The organism is Dyadobacter sp. 22481, from assembly GCF_052044875.1.
GTDB classification, from domain to species: domain Bacteria; phylum Bacteroidota; class Bacteroidia; order Cytophagales; family Spirosomataceae; genus Dyadobacter; species Dyadobacter endophyticus.
The window spans coordinates 550,079-568,622 of the sequence record NZ_JBQENV010000002.1; the positions used below are offsets into that span (position 1 = coordinate 550,079).

Genomic DNA, 18,544 nt, shown 5'->3' on the forward strand with positions numbered 1-18,544 from the left:
GACCACCGATGGTTGATTCATATAACAGAAAAGCGTCGTAGGAACCCTACGACGCTTTTCTGTTATATGAATGTATTCAAATACCTTATTAATCGGTGGTCAGCGGTCGGTCGTCACAACAACCACTATGCTGCACTAGGCTTTGCAAACCTGCTTTTCAGGTATGAGAAAATCATTGGGAGAATGGAGATTCCGATGATACCGAAAATCACCAGTTCGAAGTTCTTTTTAACAATTTCCATGTTTCCGAAGAAATAGCCCAGCAATGTGAGGGTAGGGACCCAAAGCAATGCGCCTACGATACAGAAAACGATGTATCTCGAATAATTCATGCTACCAGCACCGGCCACGAACGGCGCTACCGTACGAACGATCGGGATGAAGCGCGCCATGATTACCGTGCTGCCGCCGTGCTTTTCGTAGAATGCTTCGGTTTTTTCCAAATACTCTCTTTTCAGGAATAATATCTTCTCGCGTTTCTTGATCTGTCCGCCGAAGGTTTTTCCCATAAAATAGTTGACATTATCACCAAGTAATGCAGCGATAATAAGGATAATGATGATCAGCCAGACGTTCAGGCCGGTGGTTTCGTTAGCGGCAATGGCGCCGGCGGCAAAAAGAAGCGAGTCACCGGGAAGCAGTGGCATGATCACCAGGCCGGTTTCGGTGAAGACAATCAAAAACAGAATGACATAAGTGAGTGTACCGTATTGCTCCACAATATTGAACAAATGCTTGTCCAGGTGAAGGAAGAAATCAATGAACTGGGTTAAAAATTCCATAGCTAAACATTAAGTTGACAATCTGTTTTATTGGTCCTGTACTATTTGGAATCGATTTTCCACTTCTGTTTGGTTTTGGTATTCAAGAAGTGGTTGAATGTATCGCCGCGAAGGCCGAGACGGATCGTTTCGAGCGGGATCAGTTCGCTGGGAGCAATGTTTCCAAGATTGACATTGGCGCCAAGAAGCTTCACGAACCATACTTGCTGAGATTTCTGGGGAGCTTCCCATATCATATCTTCGAATGCAATCTCCGTCAGGATCTCCTCCACAAGCCCCTGGCGTACCTCGCCGCTTGCACGGAACAAACCTACGTTTCCGGACTCACGGGCCTCGCCTATCACCTTCCAGGCGCCTGCCTGCAACTCCGATTTAATGAGTTGGATCCATTTGTAGGGAGGGATGATCTTGTTTTCATCCTTGGAGCCCACTTCGGAAAGAACGGTAACCTGTTTGGAAAGCGTATGAATGTATTCGCATTTAACGTCTTGCGGCATTTCAATGGAGCCGTCAGATACCTCTGCGTGAGTCAGCTCGTACTTGTCCAGCAATTTACGGTAGTCGTCGAACTGGTTGCGGACTACGAAAGCCTCAAACAATGTCCCTCCGAAATACACCGGAATGTTGGCACTTTTATAAATCGCCAGCTTCTCGTCCAGATTAGGGCTTACGAAAGAAGTGGCCCAGCCCAGTTTTACGATATCAATGTAAGTGGATGCGATGGATAGCATATCTTCGGTTTCCCTGACACTCAGCCCTTTGTCCATCACCATGGTAAGTCCTTTTGTTCTGGGTTTCTGGGAACGCTCGGGAACCTGCGATAACGTAAAATTCATATATGAGTAAGCATTTATCTCTGGCAAAAAAACTCCGGCAAAGGTAGTAATAACCTTCGATACGTAACAATAAAATCCATAGCATTGACTCGTAGCCATCAATTTTTCTACGATAATTACTATTTTTAAAAATTGCATTCACAACTATTCAACTTATCCCGGCATCTATGAACACACACACGCAGACTGACCCGCAAACTGAAAACGAGCGGCTGCCTTTTCTTCGTCAATTTGTGGGCAGGCCTATGGACCAGCATTTTTCACCCGTGGCCAAATGGCTCAACGGCGTCCTCCTTTCGATCGAGGAAGGCGCAATGGAAGTAGAATACCATGTTCGGGAAGATATGTGCAACCCGATGGGCACATTGCATGGCGGCATCGCAGCTACCATTCTCGACGATATTGTGGGAACGATGGTATATGCGATGGGCCGGGAGTTTGGCTTCACGTCTGTCAACCTTAACTGTGATTTTTTGAATCCCGCGATCGTTGGTGATGTGCTTGTGGCTAAATCGGCAGTGATCCGGGCCGGGAAAAATATTATCCACGTGGAAGGGAAGCTGGTTAACGCCCATGGCCGGATCATTGCCAAGTGTACGAGCAACCTTATTCAAACGGCCTTTAAATTGCCGGCGGTGCCGGGGCAGTAACGGGTTTCGCAGTATCTTTGTGGTATGGAAAAACAATTCAGTGACCTGCCAGAAAGCCGCCAGCAACAGCTTATGGCCTTCGACCGTTTGTTGACGATTATGGACGAGCTCCGTGAGCAATGCCCCTGGGACAGAAAGCAGACGATGGAAAGTCTGCGGCATTTAACCATCGAAGAAACGTACGAACTTTCCGATGCGATTTTGAACAACGATTTGCCTGAAATCCGTAAGGAACTGGGGGACGTTTTGCTGCATATTGTTTTTTATGCCAAAATAGGGTCGGAGCAAAGTGAAGATAAGTCCTATCATTTTGATATAAAGGATGTTTTGCATGGCATTTGCGATAAACTGGTTGCCCGCCATCCGCATATTTACGGCGATTTCGTGGCCGATACCGAAGAAGCTGTAAAACAGAATTGGGAAAAGCTGAAATTAAAAGAAGGCAATAAATCCGTGCTTTCGGGAGTCCCTGCATCCCTGCCCGCCCTCGTGAAAGCGATGCGCATTCAGGAAAAGGCAAGAGGCGTCGGGTTTGACTGGGATGAAAAGCAGCAGGTATGGGCCAAGGTGGAGGAGGAGTTGCAGGAATTCAAGCAAAACTTTGATATTGAAACCACCGATGTGATCAACCAGAAGGAGGCCGAAGGTGAATTTGGAGACCTGCTGTTTTCTTTGGTAAATTACTCAAGATTTGTAGATATCAATCCCGAAACTGCTCTCGAGAGGACCAATAAGAAGTTTATCAGCCGGTTTCAATATCTGGAAGAAGCCGCCCGCGCAAACGGCAAGTCGCTATCGGATATGACCCTGGAAGAGATGGATGTATATTGGAACGAGGCCAAGGCAATGGGCGTTTAAAAATTTTGTTCCGAATGATGTTACCAAATGTCGAATATGGCGTATAAATAAAAAGCCAGGCTGAGGCCGGTTTGAAATTCATTTATACACTATAACTTCATAAAGACATGTACCTGGAACAACGCATTGAGCAACTTGAAAATGTTACAGTTGAACACGGAAAACAGATTGAGATGATAGCAGTAGGATTAGCTACATTGACGGGCACAGTCAACAATGGGTTCGAAGAAATACGAAGGCAGTTCGCGCGCATTGACGACAAGTTTGCAGAACATGACGCACGATTCGAGCGCATTGAAACCAAGCTTGCTGAACATGACGCACGATTCGATCGTATCGACCAGCAGTTTCTGCAAGTTCATGGCGTCCTTACGGAGCTGGTAACCCTCGTTAAGAATAAACTGTAATTAATGTCATCACACCACATCGTTCGGGAGAAGCAGGAGCCTGCTTTGATTATTGCTAATGGGGAAGCCTGCTCTCCGGAACTGTTAGGTCAGTTGCTGGAATGGAGCCCGTTCATTGTCGTGCTCGACCATGCCATTTACCGGGTTTTGGATCTGGGGATTAAAATAGATGCCTGGATGGGCGATTTCGATACGCCGCACGATGTAGAAATGATACGCGAACGCCAACACCCGCTTGAAATTATTAATACCCCCGACCAGGAAAAGACCGATCTCAATAAAGCAATCGAGTTTTTGATTGATAGAGGCTTTCCCGCCGCGAATATCGTTTGGGCTACCGGACGCCGGGCGGATCACGCTATTACCAATATCACGGATTTGGTCCGTTATAAGGATAAAATCAAACTGGTGCTGCTGGATGACTATTCCAAGATATTCCCGCTTACAGGCACATTCGAAAAGTGGTACACTGCCGGCACACCCATTTCGCTGATACCGGTAGGCGCCGTTGATGGCATTGAAACATCTGGCTTGAAATACAATTTAAATAATGAAACCCTGACAATGGGCCACAGAACCGGCAGCAGTAATGAAGCTGAGGCTGATGGCATGGTCAGGGTTTCCGCACAGAAGGGCGACCTTCTGATTATGGAATGCTGGGATTTATAAAGAAGCCTGTTTGGTTTCCTTGGATTCCACGTAGAAATTCCGGTCGACAGTCAGCGATTTCTCGCCTTTTACTTTCAACGTTTTCCAATCGTTTGTGGGGTAGAGGAATTCCTCTTTTCCGCTTGCGAGCTTCACTTTTACCGGCATATCGAAGTGCTCAATCGTGTTGATCCACCGGTACTGCAATCCTTTGCCCGTGAAAGCATATTCCAGAACGGGAATTCTTACATCCCGCAGGTACTGATCGAAAACTTTGGAGAGATTTCTTCCGGCGTGTTCGCTGATGTAATTTTCGATCTGAGAACCATCGACAGTCTGATGGTAGAAAGTTTTGTTTAGTCCGCGGAGGATCTGACGCCATTTTTCATCGTCATTGACCACCTGACGGATGGTATGGAGCATGTTTCCGCCTTTGTAATACATGTCCTTCGACCCTTCCTGATTAACCCCGTAAATACCTACAATAGGAATGTCATTCGCGATGAGCTCTCGGGTGCCGATGACATAATCCTCACCCGCTTTTTTGCCGTAATAGTATTCCGTATAAAGATTTTCCGAATAGTTGGTAAAGCTTTCGTGTACCCACATATCTGCGACGTCCTTATAGGTAATGTTATTCGCAAACCATTCGTGCCCGCTCTCGTGGATGATGATAAAGTCCCATTTCAGGCCCCAGCCGGTATTTGAAAGATCTTTGCCGCGGTAACCCATTTTGTAGTCATTGCCGTACGTTACGGAGCTCTGGTGTTCCATTCCAAGGTAGGGGACTTCCACAAGTTTGTAGCCGTCTTCGTAAAAAGGATAAGGACCAAACCAATGTTCGAACGCTTTGAGCATCTTGGGCGCTTGCTTGAACTGTTCTTTCGCTTTTTCCAGATTTTGAGGCAATACATAATAGCTGAGTTGCAAATCGCCCTTCTCGCCTTTGAATGTCTCTTTCCAGCTCACATAATTGGCCACATTCATATTCACACCATAGTTATTGATCGGATTTTTGACGAACCAGTTGAATGTGTGGGAATTGTCGCTGTTCTCAATCAGCGAGCGTAGGTTTCCATTCGAAACGTCCGTCATGTTCTTGGGGACGGTTATGCTGATGAGCATGCTGTCGGGCTCGTCGTACATATGGTCTTTGCAGGGCCACCATACGCTTGCACCGAGTCCCTGGCATGAGGTAGAAATGATCGTATTACCTTTTCCGTCGGGTACCCATTGCACACCGCCGTCCCATGGCGGGCGTTTCGCGAGCCGTGGCTTGCCTGCGTAGAAAACCTCAACGGATTCAGTTTTGCCGGTTTCCTGCTTTTTCTTCAATGTGATAAAAAATGCATTGCCGTCGCGGCGGTAGGTCAGCGTCTCACCGTCCTGAATTACTTTGGTTATCTTCAATGGTTCCTGCAAATCCACTTGCATGGTCTGGGATGGTTTCAAAACCTTGTAGCTGATCACAGTGCTGCCCGTAAGCGTGCTGTCTTTGTCGTTGGGCCTGACGCTGAGATGGTAATAGCCGAGGTCCCACCATTCCCGTTCGGGTGTGATAGAGCCACGCAGCGTGTCGGCGTGGGTGAATACTTTCTTTTGTGCAAAAGAAGCGAGTGAAACAAAAAGTAAACAGATACCGGCGAGTTTTTTGAGCATTTGAGTTAACAATGAAGTGTATTATTTATCGAGTATTTCCATATCGTTCAGCTCCGGGCCACCGCCGCGGTTGGCTGAGCCAGCTGCAATATATACTTTCCTGTTAAGCGAAACAGCCTGCGTGCCATGCCGCCCCTGGTGAAGCGAAGGCAACTTTTCCCACTTCTGGGTTTGTGGATCAAATGCTTCCACTTCGTTGTGTGCCTCCTGGTGCGCATCGCTTTCGCCGCCTATTATGAGTATTTTGTTGTTGAAAACAACGGCAGTGTTGCCGGCGCGGAGGGTAGGAAGGTTGTTGGAAGCATCCAGCGTGGTCCATTTGCCGGTTTTAAAATCATAAACATCTACTTCCTTGATAACGGTGTTCAAAACCTGGTTGATACGCGCCGTAGACAGGCGTCCGCCAGCAACGTAAAGCTTGTTGTCCAGCACCGCTACCTGTACGTGGTCGCGCGGGCGTGGAGCGTCGGCGAGCGTTTTCCAGGTGCCGGTCGCCGGGTCGAATTCATCGAACCAGGTAACCTGGCCGTCCCAGTGGCCGTCCTGAATGCCGCATACCAGGTAGATTTTATCATTTAATGTAAATGCACCAGCCGCGCCGCGTCTGCGGTTTTCGGGAATGGCAGCCCCTTTGCGCCATTCGTTTTTGATGGGGTTGAAAATATAAATGTCCGGAATAGGCACCTCGTGCGGATAGCCGCCCGTGAATGCGCCCAGTACATAAATTTCATTTTTATAGCTAACCGCCTGAAAATGGCTCATTTCGAGTGGCGATGGCGCAAGATTTTTCCAGGAATCTTTTTTGAAGTCGTATTCATCAACCGGCTTAACACCGCGCCCTCCCAACAAATACAATTTACCATTCGCGGTGGCCATGGCGTTTTCATGCCGTTTTTCGGGCAAATTCTCCGGTTCGGAGACCGTCCATATCTGCGCCGATCCCTGCAATGCGAATGCATGCAGCGCAATCAGTAATGCAGCTTTATGATAGAGTGGTTTCATATCGATTACGTTTGGAATGGCGTATTATTTGCTTTTCAAAAACGATATCAAGGTACAATTATATTCCATAAAACAGAAAGACCAGCTTGCGGCCGGTCTTCCTGCGAATATTAGCTAAAAAGCGGTTAATTTCTGCTGGATACGCCCAACGCCGGACTTTCAAATCCCAGCTTTTTCAGGCCTTCCCGTACTTCGGGGTCCTTCATGAACAACTTCCAGAGCAAACCCGTCCGGTAGTTCTCGATCATCACAATAATTGGCCCCTGGTCGATGGCCAAATGCGATTTGGCATACCAGTTCTGCGATTCGTTGAATGCGTCGGTAAAGCCGTATTCCGACCAGATTTTATCTCCCATATCATCATAAAAATGACGCAAGGCCTTCATCGACTGCTCCGGCGTGTACGGGAAGGATGATAATGCGGCGGTAGGCGTAATCGTACCGAAGTCGTTGGTCGGTGAATGCGCGTTGTAACCATTGTAAGTATCGCTGGCCGTCAAGCCCCAGTTGTTTTCTCCATAACCCTTGAATTTGCCCGGGTTGGCGACGCAATGTTTGTAGTTAATCAGCGAATGGTTCACATTTTGCTCCCAGTAATCGGCATACTGATCTTTTAAATGACGCGGGTCGAGCCCCAGGAATGAATAATGCGCAAAAAACAATGGCCCGCCATATTCGAAACCGAGCGGCAGCTTTACGCCATAATATTCCTTCCCATTGCGGAAATGGTCGCTTTGCGCCCAGCATTTGTCATACACCTGGCGGGTAATCGGGTAGCGTGGGGAAGCTGCCCCCATGATGTAGGTGATCAAAGTCTCATTGTAACCGCGCAATTCGAAGTTCATCGCCCAGCCGTTGTTAGGGCTCCAATGCCAGTAAAGCTGGTTGGGGTTGCCGCGGGTATACCAGTCCCATTCAGCCTCGTTCCATATCCAGGTAATGCGGCTGCGGAGCTCTCTTTCGAGGTCGGTATCGCGGTCGAAGTATTGCCTTACGGCGAGTAGTCCCTGGAAAAGGAATGATGATTCCACCAAATCACCACCGTCGTCTTTCCGGCCGAATGGGATGATCTTGCCCGTCGCGCCATTGAGCCAGTGTGGGAAAATGCCGTGGTAATGGTCCGCTTTCGAAAGGAATTTCACCATTTTCAACAATCGCGCAGCCACTGAGTCGCGGGGTTGCCATTGCCGCTCCGCTGCTACTACCATCGCCATTACGCCGAAACCAGTCCCGCCGATGGTACAAACCTCGTCGCCGTAGTCGAAGGCAATATTGCTGCGCTCGCGGGCCAGGCCGCTCACAGGATGGCCGAATTCCCAGAAATAACGGAACGTCTGCTTTTGAACAAGTTCCAGCAATGCGGTATCCGAAAGGTTTTTTGGCCGGTCGGCCGGGTTGAAGGCAGCAGGTTTTGCAGCTGCCGATTTTTTCTTTTGTGCTACGCTATCCACGTGGGAACCGGCGAATAGCGTGAGGCATAATAGTAATTGGAAGTATAGCTTCATAGTCGAGTGATATTTTAATGGTAGTATATTAAAGCGCCGGGCTGTTGAACCCGAGCTTCTTGAGGCCGGTTTTAACCTCTGGGCTGCTCATGAAAAGCTTCCATGGCAATTCCGTTCGATGGTTTTCGATCATCACGACGATCGGCCCCTGGTCGATGGCCAGGTAGGAATCGGCGAACCACAACTGATCCAGCGAGAATGCATCGTGAAAGCCATATTCTCCCCATAGCTTGTCGCCTAATTTGTAATAAAAGAATTTCAATGCTTTCATCGACTCCGCGGGCGCGTACGGGAATGCGGATAGTGCGGCTGTGGGCGTGACCACCCCTTTGTCATTACCTGGAGAGTTGGCATTATACCCGTTCGGGATGTCGCTAGCGGTAAGGCCCCAGCATTGGTCGCTGTACCCGTAATATTGCTGCGGGTTGGCTTTACAATAGTTATAGTTGATGAGGGTATGGGCCTTGTTTTGGGTAAAATAATTAGTAAAACGGTCGGTCAGACCGGTGGGGTTTAAACCTAAAAACGAATAATGCGAGAAGAACAGCGGCCCGCCAAACGGCTCGCCGAGCGGTAATGTAATGCCGTAATACGCTTTCCCGTTCGTAAATGTGCTGTTGCCTGCCCAGCCATTGTCATAAACCGCTTTATCGATGCCATGGGTAGGCGAAGAGGCGGCCAATGCATAGGTAATGAGGCATTCGTTCCAGCCTCGGATCTGGTGGTTCATATCCCAGCCGTAATTAGGGCTCCAATGCCAGTAAAGTACGTTTTCATTGTTTTTCCGGAACCAGTCCCATTCCACTGCTTCCCAGATCGCATTGATATCAGCCCGCAAAGCAGTTTCAGCCGCATTACCCTCATTGAAATACTGACGGGCCGTAAGCAGGCCTTGAACGAGGAAGGAAGTTTCTACCAGATCAGCCCCATTGTCCTTCTCACTGAAGGGTACCGCCACACCCGTAGCGCCATTGAGCCAATGCGGGTAAGCGCCGTGAAATGTCTGCGCCTTTTTGAGAAAGCCGACGATCTTCTGCATTCTTTCCAGGCCCTGTGCACGGGTGACGAACTTCCGTTCAATGGCGATCGGAATGGTCATAATTCCAAAACCGCTGCCGCCTGAGGTTACCACGTCGCCGGAAGTGTTGCGTTCCCGCGCGAGCCCGCTCACGGGATGCCCAAAATCCCAGAAGTATTTGAAGGTTTGCCGCTGAACCAGGGTTAGCAATGCTTCGTCGCTGATCGCAGGGAACTTGTCGGCAGAGTCGAGCGCCGTGATCAATTCTACTTTTACCTCACTGAGCAGCATGCCGCCGGCTTTGGACTTTAATCCCTTGGTGGCAACAACCGAATAGCTTGTGAGGTATTTTAAATCGGCTGAGGGAGTGATCACTACCGAACTGTCGCCGCCTTCCAGGACAGCGGTAAATGCAACGATCTCCCCGGAGGCGGATTGGAAAGTAACCCCGTTGGCGACGGTAGCATTGTCGAGTGGGGAGGAAAATGTAAACCTGATTTTAGGTTTCAGGTTTACATCCTTGTATTTGAGCCCGGAATAGGCGCCATTCACTTTCAGGCTATTGAAACCGAATGAGGCCGGTATTCCGGGATTGGATGGCCCGGGGGTTTCCTTTTCCGATTTGCAGGAAACCCCGAGCCAGATGATGGAACACAGAAAAAGGAAGTGTCTGAAAGGCATTATTTCCCTCTTGATTCCAATTTAACCAGCGCATCTACTTCGGCATCTTTCAAAGCAACGTTGTAAATCCGCACTTCGTCGAGCAGGCCCGTCAGGTAGCTTGCCCAATCCTGCGCCCCCGATTCGGAAGTCAGGCTGGGTTTGGTCTGGAATTGAACGGTACCGAACACCATTTTACCCGGACTTTTCCATTTCAACTCTCCAAAATTGGCGACCGTAGTGGTAGCTGTTTTGGAGCCATTCACATAAATACTGAAAGTTGACGACGTGGCGTCGTACGACAACGCAAGGTGCGTCCAGGAATTGTAAAGGTTCACAATGCCTTCCTTGGCTACCCAGGCATCCACCTTGTCGTTCTGAATGTGTGCTTTGAAAACACCGTCGGTTTCCGTGCCGCCGTTTTCGAAAAACGTCTCTATGTTGCCCCAGAAACCATTTGTCTGGGATAAGCCGACGAGCCCGATGATACCACCCTGCACTTTGGTCGATGGGCTGTTCACCCAATAGGTCATGGTAAAGCTCTTCAATCCGAGAATGGCCGCAGTTGGGTTAAAAAGCACGTAGCCGTCTTTTGCACCTTTCATCGCCTGGCCTTTGAGTCCGTTTGCGAAAGTGGTACCGGTGTTGGTACCCGCGGTGTTGGAAATAACATCGCTGTATGTGCCATCGAAAGGGAAATGTGCCACCAGGTTGGCCTTCGCAATTTCGTCGGAACTGGTAAAACCCCCGATCGACACGCTGGGCGCGTAGCTTTCGGGATCGAACTTCTCGTAACAGGATGTTACCCCGAGCATGGTTGTTGCACACAATGCCACGGTCAGTTTATTCTTAAAAGTTTTCATCGATAGATCGTGGTTTGGGATTAATAACCTGGGTTTTGGGTGAGCACGCCTGCACTAAGGTCGATTTCGTTCTGAGGGATCGGCCAAACTTCGTTTTTGCCGGCTTTCCAGCCTTTGGGGCCGAAGATTTCGGCAGCGCGTCCCTGGCGGATGACGTCGAAATAGCGGTCGAATTCCATGGCCAGTTCGGCGTGGCGTTCATTCCAGATCGCCGTGCGCAATGCAGCTTTGTCGGTAGTGGTAACTTTTGGAAGGATGGTTTTGCTGGCACCTCTCGCACGGGCACGGACCAGTTCAAGCGAAGCGAGTGCCTGGGTGGTGTTGCCGACTTCGTTGGCAGCTTCCGCATTCATCAGCAGGACCTCCGCATACCGGATCACGCGCACATTCTGTTGGGACCCTTCGTTGAACCCGGTTACGTACAGCTTGAACGGTACATACGATTTCTGGTTGTACATCGGGTTATCGCCGGTTGCAGGAATAGCATCTCCGGCGGGCGTAGTTTCGCCGCGGAAAATGATGGTTGCATCTCTGCGGGGGTCACCCGCTTCAAATGACTTCGAAAGTGCTTCGGTAGGGACATTAAAGCCCCAGCCGCCGCCAGTTACACCACGAACGCCTTGCACCTGAGAGTACTGAGAGTTAGATGCGTCCTTGTTGGAAGGTATCAGTTCGTTCTGAATTTCGAAGATAGACTCCTTTGAATTTTCGTTGGCCACACGGAACAATGCCTCGTAGTCGGAAAACAGGGAATACTGGCCTGAGTTGATAACCTGGGTGGTTAGGTCGAAAACCTGCTGCCATTTGCCCTGGTACATCGAAACTTTGGCATGAAGCGACTGCGCGGCACCCTTAGTAACGCGACCGAGATCGGCGGCGCCGTAGTTTTGTGGCAATGCAGCCGCAGCTTCGGTCAGGTCTTTTTCGATTGCTGCATACACGTCCGCTTTGGGTGTGCGTGTCAGGTTGTATTCAGTCGCGTCTTTGGGCAGGCTAAGGCGCAATGGCACGTCTCCGAATGCCCTCACGAGCCTGAAATATGAGTACGCGCGTACAAATTTCGCTTCGGCAAGATACCTCGCTTTCAAGCTCTCATCCATGCTGATCGCCGGGATATTGCTGATCACCTGGTTGGCATAGTTAATGTTTTGGTATTGTCCTTCCCAAAATCCGCCAAGCTGCCCATCCGTGGAGCCTACTGTGAAAGTGTCATACAGGTTGAAGAAAGTCGCATCCGACGGCGTGCTCCCTTTTTCAGCATCGTCCGAGCCGATACTTTCCAGCGCGATGGCCCCGAAAGCTGTGTTGTTCCAGCTTCGTAAATTGGCATACATCGCATTCACGGCTTTGGTCGCGTCGGCTTCGCTTTCCCAGAAAACGGCACCGGCCTGCTTGCCTTGCGGATCAACATCCAGGAAGCTGTCGCTGCATGAGGAAGGGACGATCAGGAGCGCTGCAAGCCCGAGATATAGCCCTTTCTGCCTCAAATTGGTTTTAAAATTTATATTTTTCATATCGCTTGTGATCTTAGAAGGTGACATTAATACCAAAGTTGTATGTCGCTGAAAGCGGGTACACATTGGCGTCGATACCGGCTTGAGTCGGTTTGTTTTCGTTGGCTCTTACCTCGGGTGACAGTCCTTTGTATTTAAAGAAGTTCAGAGGATTCTGTGCATTTGCATACAGACGCAACTTGCGGATTTTCAGCCTTTCGTTGAACGCCTGCGGGAATGTGTAGCCGATCTGCGCATTTCTGACCCGGAAATAGCTGCCGCTTTGTACAAAGAATGAGTTTGGCAGGTAGTTCTGGCCTCCGCCGATGTTGGCGGAAGGATAGGTGTTCGAAGTACCTTCTCCGTGCCATCTGTTATCGTAAAAATCCTTAGTGAAGTTTTCATTACCATAGCGCCAGCCCATATTGGCATTGTAAATATCTACTTTGGCAACACCCTGGAAATCGAGCATGAGGTCGACGCTCTTATAAGTCCAGCTGGTGTTGATACCGTAGGTGAATTTCGGGTTGGGATTCCCGATTACCTGGCGGTCGAGACCGGAAATGTTTCCGTCTGGCACACCGTTGGTTCCGCTGATATCGCGGTATTTAAAGTCACCTGGTTTCGCACCCGGCTGGGCCGAATTTTTAATTTCTTCATCATTCTGGAAAATGCCGTCCACGATGTAGCCGTAGAAAGAGCCAATGGGGTCGCCTACGCGGGTACGGGTTGCAAGTGCACCGCTTGTGAGGCCAACACCGCCATCATAAATAGGGTTAGCACCCGACGACACGGAAAGAACTTTGTTATTATTGACCGCTCCGTTGATTCCGACGCTGTAAGAAAGACCATCGGTAATATCGTCACGCCAGTTCAATGCAAATTCGAAGCCTTTGTTCTGGAAATCGGCCTGGTTGCCCACGATCCGGCCCGAGCTCGTACCAATGGAAGTCAACACCGGAATGTCGAAGATCGCACGCTCCGTTTTCTTGATATAATAATCCAGTTCAACGGTCAATCTCGATTTCAGAAAGGAAGCCTCGATACCTACATCGGTACCCACACCACGTTCCCAGTAAGTAGTGGGAGGGATGATGGAGTTGATGCTGGCACCCGTATTCAGCTGGCCGCCGAAGATAGCCGCCAGACCGCCGCCGGTAGCCACTGTGAGCGTCGATAAGTTGGAAGGAACAGATGCATTGCCGATTTTACCCCAGCTACCGCGGACTTTCAGGTTATCGAAAATCGTCTGGCCTTTCATGAAGTTCTCATTACTGATCACCCAGCCCGCACCCACAGAAGGGAAGTAACCCCAGGCATTACCGCCCTCGAAGAATTTAGACGAACCATCCGCACGGAGAGAGGCATTCAACATATAACGTTCTCCGAAAGAGTAGTTTATACGACCAAAGTAGGAGGCATACGTTCCGAGATCGCCTTCGTCTTTCACATTACGTCCGTCCGCACTGCCCAATGCGAGATAAAGGTCGCCCTCGTTTGAAAAAGGCACATTCAATGCATTGGCGGTTAGTTTGTACGACTGGTCACGCTGAGCGGACTGGCCCAAAAGCGCCGTAATGCTGTGCTGGCCGAATTCTTTGGTGTAGGTCAAAGTATTTTCAAAGATCCAGTAGCGCGTTTGCGGCCGTACGAATTCGAGGAAGCTGGTTGTGTTGCGCTGTTTGAAAGTGGCAACATACTGCGGGACGTAGGTACGGGTTTCATCCTGTCCATAACGCCCGCCGAGGCTGGTACGGAATGTAAGGCCTTTCAGGATCGAGAGTTCTGCATAAGCATTACCGGTCAGAAGCGTTTTTTTGGTATTCTGGTTATAGAAATCAACCGTTACCTGCGGGTTGTAGTTGTTACCGTCACCCAGGTTGTAGTCGGTAGGATCGCCATAGGTGCCGTCGGCATAATAAACCGGCACAACGGGACCAGCTGCATATAATTGGCGGAAAATACCGCCCGCTTCATCTTTCGATTTGCTGAAAGAACCGGTTGCGGAGTAACCCACTTTCAAATTTTTCAAAACCTGAAAATCATTTTGCAGACGGGCTGTATAGCGCTTGAAATTATTCTTTTCAACAATACCATCCTGATCCAGGTAACCGAGAGAGAAGTTATAGGTCGATTTTTCACCGCCCCCACTGATCGAAAGCTGGTGGTTGGTCACGAATGCATTGCGCAGGATCTGATGGTACCAGTCGGTGCCTTCGCCAAACTGCGTAGGGTCCAGGATATCCGATTTCCCATTGATACGGCTCAATTCGTTGATCATCGTGGCATATTCATTCGCATTCGCCATTTTGATCTGATTGGTCACTTTCTGGTAACCTACAAAGCCGTTGTAATCGATGACCGGCTGTCCGGATTTTCCTTTTTTAGTAGTGATTAAAACCACCCCGTTTGCCGCCCTTACACCATAAATGGATTGGCTGGACGCATCTTTCAGGATGTTCATGCTTTCGATATCGCCTGAGTTCAGAAAGCTGATATCGTCGAACCAGACACCGTCGACCACGTACAATGGATTAGCGCTGCCATAGGCCGTTCCCACACCGCGGATGCGGATCTGCGGCGCCTCACCAGGCTTACCAGAGTTGTTTATCTGTACGCCGGCAACCTTGCCCTGCAAACCGCTGACGGCGTTCATAGATGGCTGCTTCGAAATTTCGGCTCCTTTGATTTGCGTGATAGCTCCTGTAACGTCGAGTTTTTTCTGTGAACCATAACCTACGATCAGCACTTCGGTCAATGCTTTGGCATCTTCCAGTAATGCGACGTTCAGCGTAGTCTGGTTGCCTACAGTGATTTCCTGGGTAACCATTCCGATCATCGAAAAGACGAGGACGGATTGTGGTGACGGAACTTTTATGGTGAAGGTACCATCGGCATCGGTAGGTACACCGGTAGTAGTGCCTTTGATGAGCACGCTGGCGCCCGGCAGCGCCGAATTGTCGGCACTCGAAGTGACCTTCCCGGTCACATTTATTTCCTGAGCGTAAGAGAAACTCCCCAGTGCCAGGAAAACGAGCATGTACAGTAATCGTACAATAGTTTTCATCAGTTTCAAATTGGTGATTGAATTATTATAAGAATTTATTGACTTCAAAATTAAGTTCCAAGCGGGGGAGGAATCAAAAAAAGCACTACATCACCACTACATCAATGGGAATAATGCAAGGTTTGCCTGAACAAAAGGAGTTTGATAGCGGATTAATGCAATCGGGTCAAATGTCCATCATAAATTGGGCCAGATTGGCATCGTTGTCCAAACCGAGCTTTTTACGAAGACGATAGCGCTTGATTTCCACACCGCGTACAGAAATCCCCAGAACGGGAGCCATTTCTTTTGTGGAAAGATTCATGCGAAGGCATGCCGCAAGCCGCAGCTCCGAGGGGGAGATGGTCGGGTATATCTGCCGGAGCCGTTTAAAGAACTGTTCGTGTACTTCATCGAAGTTCTGTTCGAACAAAACCCAGTCGTCCTTGCCGGCCACGTTGCGTTCGATACTGTGCAGGAGCTTTTGATAATGGATGTTGGGAAGCTGCTGCCCCATTTCGGCTTTCACCTGTTTCAGTTCGTCGCGGATCTCTTCCAGAATTTCATTTTTCTTCACCACGTTGATCGCCACATTCGAAAGCTGCTGACTCTTGCTCTGAATGTCGCTTTGAAGTTTTTCATTCTGTATTTGCATGATCCGCCGTTCGCTGGAAAGGCGTTGCTGGCGTAGTTTTTCCTCCTGCTCTTCGATCAGCTTCCGGCGGTGGCGCGCAAGCCGTTTCTCCTGGTAAACAATAAGTGCTGCCAGTGCCACGGCAATGATCACGGCGAAAAGGATCTTGGCAAACAATGTCTCGCGCCAGTAAGGCTTCACCCCGAAATGATAAGTGCCGATGGTGTCGTTGAGATTACTCCTTATCTCAAAAATGTAGTCGGTCGATTCCAGGTTTGTGAATTCGACGAAACTCTGGTCCGTCCATTCCGACCATTGATCGGTCAGTCCTTTGAGCCGGTATTTATATTGTACATTCTGGCCATAAACGGGTAATGCGAATGCAATGCGCAGCGAGCGCACCTCCGCGGGCAGCGAAGGAACTCCTGAAACGGCGAATGTTTCATTGAGGTTGCGCAGGTTAGCAACTTTGCGGATTGCCGGCGGACCGGCCGCTTCGTTCTGCTCGTCACGCGTCTTTCGGTTGTATAGCGCATAGCCGTTGTCGAGGCAAAAGAAATAGTAATCCTCCGAAAGCGGGACGACGGTCTCGCTGTTGCGCACGAGCGAGAGCGGGAGGATTCTCGTTTCTTTGCCCGGCTGATAGAATGCCACGCGGTTGATGAAAACTTTGAACCAGTCGCCATGCAGTCCCGTGCGCACTTTGTAATTATCTTCTTCTTTTGAAAAGTCGCTGCTTGTAATGAGCTTACCGGAAGGATCGGGCTGGAAAAACGCATTGCCGGAGCGCACGCGTACCTGCCCGTTGAGCCATTGCACTACTTCCACCGAAAATTCACTGGGCAAGTCCTGCGGCGCTTTAAATTCTTTCCATAGCAGCGCCGAGTCGAGTGCGGGTGTGAGTTTAGTCTGAAATAAACCCCTGTACGCATGCCCGAGCCAGAATGTACCGGCATGGTCGCGCACGATCTGGCGGATCGGGATTGGTACCGAATTTTTGACGGGGTAAGCGTAAGTCCACACGCCTTTTGCGTCCTTTTTATACACATGTAATCCCACATAAGCGCCCTGCAAAAGAAGCGTATCCCGACCGTATTTGACGGGCAGGAAGATCCAGCCGCCATTGATATTCGAAATTTTGGTAATGCCATTTTCTTCAATTCGGTAGGTAGCATCATTATGACCGCACAGGAGCTGGTCATCGAGTACTTTAAGCGCCCAGGTCTGGCCTTCGAGCCCCCGGACGGGCCGGAATGGCTCGGGAGAAAGCCATTTTTTCACAAATACACCCTTATTCGAGCCTACATAAAGATTTCCGCGCCAGATGGCCGCTGCATAAGTGGAGCCGAGCGGATTGTCGCTGGTCTGGTAAGCGATGATGGGAGACGACATTTTGACCATATCGATTCCCTGATCCAGCCCGATCCAGAGCTGTTGCCGCGCATCCTCTTTCAGGGCCAGCACCGTGTTGTTTTGCAGCCCGGTTTCCTTGTTGAACTGATACCTCAATACGCCATTCTTGGAAACCACATAAACCCCATTCTGGATCGTCCCGAACACGATGCTGCTATCGCGGCTCATGACGATCGCACGATTGACGATGTTTCTTTTCAGATCTTCTGAAATGGCGATGTTCCAGGGGATGAGCGTGCCGTTCTGCCAGATGAATAGCCCGTGTTTCGTCGTAGAAATCAGGATTCCGCCGTTGGAAAAGGGTAATATGGAGGATATAATGGTAGGAGAGAGGCTTTCCGTGCCGTTCAAAGGTTCAAATTGCTCTCCTTTTAACTCATAAATACCTCGGCCGATTGACTGGACCAACACCCGGTTACGGACAAACCGCATGAACATGATGTTGCCCGGACTTTTGATTTCTTTCAGATTTTTACCGTCGTACCGGTAAATCACCGAGAAGGATTGGAAGTAAATGTATCGGGGCGTTTTAAGGATATGCCAGATTTCTTCCGTTTTCAGACTCACGAAACCTGCTTTTTTGCTTAGAGAATAATATTTCAGCTGGCCATCCGCTTCTTTTTTCCAATATCCGAACTCCGAAAAACCACCCACATAAATGCGTTGCTCAGCCTGAGCGCTCCGGTTCAGGACTTTTCCACCGGGCTGTTCTGATGTATGTTCGTCGTAAAGTGCTGCACGGACGATCTGGCCGTCGGGCAGGGGATAGAGCTTCCAGGACGCTCCGTCGTGTTCCAGCAAGCCATCCGAATTGGCAGAATAGATAATGTCGTCGGCGCTTTGGCTCATGTCCCAATTCTGATTGTGGGCTTTGTAAAGAGAGGCCGGATAGTTGATCAGCGGAGGGGTTTCCTGGGCAAGAGAGGGACGAAAGATTGTAACCAGCAATAGTATGGCAGTACAGCAGCCCGCCTTATATTTGAAGGCCCGGCTGGGTAAATGACTTTTTACGAGTCGTTTTTCTGCCGTATTCAATATCATTTTCAATTAACTATTAATCTCGTTTTTAG

14 protein-coding genes are annotated in these 18,544 nt (G+C 49.5%); 4 read left to right on the plus strand and 10 right to left on the minus strand.

The window, feature by feature from the left end:
• Positions 1-125 precede the first annotated feature (125 nt).
• Positions 126-782 carry a DedA family protein gene (locus ACTJJJ_RS12415; RefSeq protein ID WP_188934764.1) on the minus strand — a complete coding sequence of 219 codons (657 nt, stop codon included), beginning with the start codon at positions 780-782 and terminating at the stop codon, positions 126-128.
• Between the two features lie 41 nt (positions 783-823).
• Positions 824-1,618, minus strand: coding sequence for a phosphosulfolactate synthase (locus ACTJJJ_RS12420; RefSeq protein WP_188934762.1), 795 nt, complete (start codon positions 1,616-1,618; stop codon positions 824-826).
• A 167-nt stretch (positions 1,619-1,785) separates the two neighbouring features.
• On the opposite strand from ACTJJJ_RS12420, the gene ACTJJJ_RS12425 reads away from it, so the two are divergent.
• From ACTJJJ_RS12425 to ACTJJJ_RS12440, 4 genes are all read left to right on the plus strand, one after another.
• Positions 1,786-2,268, plus strand: a complete 483-nt coding sequence (locus tag ACTJJJ_RS12425) for a PaaI family thioesterase (protein WP_188934760.1) — start codon at positions 1,786-1,788, stop codon at positions 2,266-2,268.
• 24 nt (positions 2,269-2,292) lie between these two features.
• Positions 2,293-3,126 carry a nucleoside triphosphate pyrophosphohydrolase gene (gene mazG / locus ACTJJJ_RS12430; RefSeq protein ID WP_440701938.1) on the plus strand — a complete coding sequence of 278 codons (834 nt, stop codon included), beginning with the start codon at positions 2,293-2,295 and terminating at the stop codon, positions 3,124-3,126.
• Positions 3,127-3,233: 107 nt separating this feature from the next.
• A complete protein-coding gene (locus ACTJJJ_RS12435; RefSeq protein WP_440701939.1) occupies positions 3,234-3,533 on the plus strand; it encodes a hypothetical protein in 300 nt (99 codons plus the stop codon).
• A gap of 3 nt (positions 3,534-3,536) precedes the next feature.
• Positions 3,537-4,202 (plus strand): thiamine diphosphokinase, encoded by a 666-nt coding sequence (locus ACTJJJ_RS12440; protein WP_426292817.1) that lies wholly within the window; start codon positions 3,537-3,539, stop codon positions 4,200-4,202.
• On the opposite strand, the gene ACTJJJ_RS12445 is transcribed toward ACTJJJ_RS12440, so the two are convergent.
• The 8 genes from ACTJJJ_RS12445 to ACTJJJ_RS12480 form a co-directional block, all read right to left on the minus strand.
• Positions 4,197-5,840 (minus strand): M1 family metallopeptidase, encoded by a 1,644-nt coding sequence (locus ACTJJJ_RS12445; protein ID WP_440701940.1) that lies wholly within the window; start codon positions 5,838-5,840, stop codon positions 4,197-4,199. The two genes, ACTJJJ_RS12440 and ACTJJJ_RS12445, sit on opposite strands and share 6 nt — an antisense overlap.
• A gap of 21 nt (positions 5,841-5,861) precedes the next feature.
• Positions 5,862-6,842: a Kelch repeat-containing protein gene (locus tag ACTJJJ_RS12450; protein WP_188934750.1), complete on the minus strand. Its 981-nt coding sequence runs from the start codon at positions 6,840-6,842 to the stop codon at positions 5,862-5,864.
• A gap of 125 nt (positions 6,843-6,967) precedes the next feature.
• Positions 6,968-8,347, minus strand: a complete 1,380-nt coding sequence (locus ACTJJJ_RS12455) for a glucoamylase family protein (protein WP_440701941.1) — start codon at positions 8,345-8,347, stop codon at positions 6,968-6,970.
• A gap of 28 nt (positions 8,348-8,375) precedes the next feature.
• Positions 8,376-10,046 (minus strand): glucoamylase family protein, encoded by a 1,671-nt coding sequence (locus ACTJJJ_RS12460; RefSeq protein WP_440701942.1) that lies wholly within the window; start codon positions 10,044-10,046, stop codon positions 8,376-8,378.
• On the minus strand, positions 10,046-10,888 hold the full coding sequence (locus ACTJJJ_RS12465) for a LamG domain-containing protein (RefSeq protein WP_188934743.1): 843 nt from the start codon (positions 10,886-10,888) through the stop codon (positions 10,046-10,048). The genes ACTJJJ_RS12460 and ACTJJJ_RS12465 overlap by 1 nt, the downstream gene beginning before the upstream one ends.
• 20 nt (positions 10,889-10,908) lie before the next feature.
• Complete coding sequence (locus ACTJJJ_RS12470; RefSeq protein ID WP_426292822.1) at positions 10,909-12,402, minus strand: RagB/SusD family nutrient uptake outer membrane protein; 1,494 nt, start codon at positions 12,400-12,402, stop codon at positions 10,909-10,911.
• Between the two features lie 13 nt (positions 12,403-12,415).
• Positions 12,416-15,448 carry a SusC/RagA family TonB-linked outer membrane protein gene (locus ACTJJJ_RS12475; protein WP_426292823.1) on the minus strand — a complete coding sequence of 1,011 codons (3,033 nt, stop codon included), beginning with the start codon at positions 15,446-15,448 and terminating at the stop codon, positions 12,416-12,418.
• A gap of 166 nt (positions 15,449-15,614) precedes the next feature.
• Positions 15,615-18,515 carry a triple tyrosine motif-containing protein gene (locus tag ACTJJJ_RS12480; RefSeq protein ID WP_440701943.1) on the minus strand — a complete coding sequence of 967 codons (2,901 nt, stop codon included), beginning with the start codon at positions 18,513-18,515 and terminating at the stop codon, positions 15,615-15,617.
• Positions 18,516-18,544 lie beyond the last annotated feature (29 nt).

Excerpts from the sequence above, each read along its gene's own strand:
- ACTJJJ_RS12425 (WP_188934760.1), top strand. The coding sequence starts at position 1,786 with ATGAACACACACACGCAGACTGACCCGCAAACTGAAAACGAGCGGCTG.
- ACTJJJ_RS12475 (WP_426292823.1), bottom strand. The coding sequence starts at position 15,448 with ATGAAAACTATTGTACGATTACTGTACATGCTCGTTTTCCTGGCACTG.
- ACTJJJ_RS12450 (WP_188934750.1), bottom strand. The coding sequence starts at position 6,842 with ATGAAACCACTCTATCATAAAGCTGCATTACTGATTGCGCTGCATGCA.
- ACTJJJ_RS12455 (WP_440701941.1), bottom strand. The coding sequence starts at position 8,347 with ATGAAGCTATACTTCCAATTACTATTATGCCTCACGCTATTCGCCGGT.
- ACTJJJ_RS12420 (WP_188934762.1), bottom strand. The coding sequence starts at position 1,618 with ATGAATTTTACGTTATCGCAGGTTCCCGAGCGTTCCCAGAAACCCAGA.
- ACTJJJ_RS12480 (WP_440701943.1), bottom strand. The coding sequence starts at position 18,515 with ATGATATTGAATACGGCAGAAAAACGACTCGTAAAAAGTCATTTACCC.
- mazG (WP_440701938.1), top strand. The coding sequence starts at position 2,293 with ATGGAAAAACAATTCAGTGACCTGCCAGAAAGCCGCCAGCAACAGCTT.
- ACTJJJ_RS12470 (WP_426292822.1), bottom strand. The coding sequence starts at position 12,402 with ATGAAAAATATAAATTTTAAAACCAATTTGAGGCAGAAAGGGCTATAT.
- ACTJJJ_RS12435 (WP_440701939.1), top strand. The coding sequence starts at position 3,234 with ATGTACCTGGAACAACGCATTGAGCAACTTGAAAATGTTACAGTTGAA.
- ACTJJJ_RS12445 (WP_440701940.1), bottom strand. The coding sequence starts at position 5,840 with ATGCTCAAAAAACTCGCCGGTATCTGTTTACTTTTTGTTTCACTCGCT.
- ACTJJJ_RS12440 (WP_426292817.1), top strand. The coding sequence starts at position 3,537 with ATGTCATCACACCACATCGTTCGGGAGAAGCAGGAGCCTGCTTTGATT.
- ACTJJJ_RS12415 (WP_188934764.1), bottom strand. The coding sequence starts at position 782 with ATGGAATTTTTAACCCAGTTCATTGATTTCTTCCTTCACCTGGACAAG.
- ACTJJJ_RS12465 (WP_188934743.1), bottom strand. The coding sequence starts at position 10,888 with ATGAAAACTTTTAAGAATAAACTGACCGTGGCATTGTGTGCAACAACC.
- ACTJJJ_RS12460 (WP_440701942.1), bottom strand. The coding sequence starts at position 10,046 with ATGCCTTTCAGACACTTCCTTTTTCTGTGTTCCATCATCTGGCTCGGG.